Genomic DNA, 2,597 nt, shown 5'->3' on the forward strand with positions numbered 1-2,597 from the left:
AAATAAGTATCCATTGGCTATATGCAGTCATTTTTATGAATTTATTGATCTTGATACTGAAGAAGTATTTCCTGCTTGGAAACTGAAACAGGATCAATTAGTACGCCCTGTATTAACCACGGGTAGTGGCCTGTTGCGTTACGCGATGAAAGATAAATTACGTGTCAGCGGTTTCCTAAAAGATTGCCCGTGTTTTGAATTTTTAGGACGGTTGGATGGCATTGATCTTGTCGGTGAAAAAATGAGTCCTGAAATCGCGCTTGAAATTATGAAATCGGCGGAACAAAATCCACGCTTAACAGCGATCACTGTTTTTGCTGTACCCGCGAATACGCCAAATGAAAAACCATTTTATCTGTTACTTTGTGAACCGAATAGCAAGATCTCCGAACTTGAAATGAAGCAGGTTGCTGCCAATGCTGAAGCTGAATTACAGGCTTGTTTCCATTACCAACTAGCCAGAGATCTTGGTCAGTTGGGGACTTTAAAAGTATGTTGCAGCCAGAACGCGCGAGATCTGTATTATTCCCGTTGTGAAGCGCGTGGCATGGTTGTTGGCAATATCAAAATTGAGCCTTTAGTGCTTTGGGATATTGATACTCCAAGTGTATTTCTGGAAGCCATTGCGGCATAACCGTATCGTAACTATACCGTGATTACAGCATGATCCTAGCGTATATAGCTTCATTAAGTCGTAGAGGTAAGGCAAATGGCAAGCCGATTTTATACCAGGCCAGCACAGGCAAATGATTCTGATGAATTGATCGCGTTAATCGCCGCAACGCCACAGGTTGGAGCGATTACGATCAATTTTGAACGTACTCCTGATTTTTTCATGGCAACGAAAGTGGTGACTCAAATACTGGATGTGTGGGTTGCAATTGAACGTGAAAGTGATCGCGTTGCTGCTATTTTTAGTATTGGGCAGCGTGATGTCTATGTTAATGGTGAACGTCAGAAAGTACGTTATGGTAATGATTTACGGATCCATCCTGACTTTAAAAGTGGTCGAACTCTTTTTAACCTGCTTAAATGCTATCGCAAAGCGATGGGCAGTGATTGGATGCAGACGGTGATCCTGAGTGATAATGATGCCTCATTAAACTCGATTGGCAGTGGGCGCAGCATCACGCCAACGTATTACGATTTTGGTGAGATGACAACGCATATGCTGTATTTAACTAAGCCTCGCTTAACTATGCCGCGTCCAAGTTCGGAGAGTAAGTTTAATATTCGTAAAGCGGATCATAATGATATTGACTTGATGCAAGAGTTTTTTGAGCAGCAAGCCAAGACTAAACAGTTTTATCCACATTATGATTTTATTAAATTGTTGAATGGTGATGAGTATTACCGAGGACTCGTCATCAGCAATTATTATTTGATGTTTGAGGGGTCAACACTAGTGGCAATGGCCGGTATTTGGGACCAGAGCAGTTTTAAGCAAACTCGTTTTGTTGCTTACAGCAAATTAATGTCAGTGGCTCGTTTACTTAATAACGCTTATTCCAAATTATTTGGCGGCATGATGCTACCGAAAGCTGGAGATAAACTGAGTTACGTGTCACTGCATAGCTTGTTAGTCATTAATGACGATGAAAAGTTATTTTCACGGTTATTGCAGTATATTTATAATGATTGTTTAGCACTAAATTATCAGGCGTTAGTGTGCGGATTACCCTCATTAGATACTCGCCAACGTATTCTCGAACAGTATCGTTCTAAAGTACTGCACAGTAAGCATTTTATTGCGAGTTATCACGATGATCCGCGGCATAAATTTGATACCACATACCCACTGTATTTAGAGCCTGCAAGACTGTAAGCAGATGAATTTATCGTAATGAAATTGGTATTAAATAGTTTAGCTAGTGAGTAGAGATGCGTTGAGAAATAGAAGCGTTAAAATAGAAAAATAAAGACAGTTTCGATTTGTTCGAGGCATTCAGTTTGGTTAACAAGGAAGCTAACCGATGAGTAGTAGCCAAAATAAAGATTATATAGCAATGTGGTTTCAGGCACGTAAAGCGTTTGGGATCGGCGACCGAATGAATGTTGGGTTGCTAAATAAAACTACGGATGACATCAATTGGTTTGAATTTTCGCACAGTAAAATGGATGGGTTAGGCGGACTTACCACGATCTTACGTGAGCATGATTACCCGTGTCAGGATTTACCACAAATTGCAGACAAAATTGCACCATCTAATTGGCAGCAAATTAAAATGCTGTTTGCTGGTGGTAAGTCTAATGTGGCAAAAAAAATTCGCTGGAAAACCACTTTTCCAGATTATGCGGCGACAAATCTAGCGGATAATGACAATAGTACTCAATATGATAATAGTACTCAATATAGCAATAGTACTCAATACAGCAATGATGCCCCAATTGTTAATACCTACTTCACTCAAGCTGAAACGCTTGAGATCAAAAAGTTAGCTAAAAAACATCGAGTCGCACTGAATATCTATCTGTTTTGGGCATTAAACAGAGCCGTTGCAGAGCAACTCCTCGCTTCTCAGCAAGATTATTACTGGCTGTACCCCGTTAATTTACGCGGCGCATTACCTAATACCCCTGAAACCGGGAATTGTTCT

At 40.4% G+C, this 2,597-nt stretch carries 2 protein-coding genes and 1 pseudogene; all 3 read left to right on the forward strand.

The genetic code is table 11. The features are described from left to right. Window positions 1–634 (forward strand): GH3 auxin-responsive promoter family protein (locus PE36_RS23310; RefSeq protein WP_006034581.1); only part of this gene is annotated, 634 nt, incomplete at its 5' end. Window positions 635–709: 75 nt separating this feature from the next. Continuing rightward, window positions 710–1,825, forward strand: coding sequence for a hypothetical protein (locus tag PE36_RS23315; RefSeq protein WP_006034582.1), 1,116 nt, complete (start codon window positions 710–712; stop codon window positions 1,823–1,825). 148 nt (window positions 1,826–1,973) lie between these two features. Continuing rightward, window positions 1,974–2,597: pseudogene (locus tag PE36_RS23320) on the forward strand (HlyD family secretion protein); the annotation flags it as partial.

It is taken from the genome of Moritella sp. PE36, assembly GCF_000170855.1.
GTDB lineage: Bacteria > Pseudomonadota > Gammaproteobacteria > Enterobacterales > Moritellaceae > Moritella.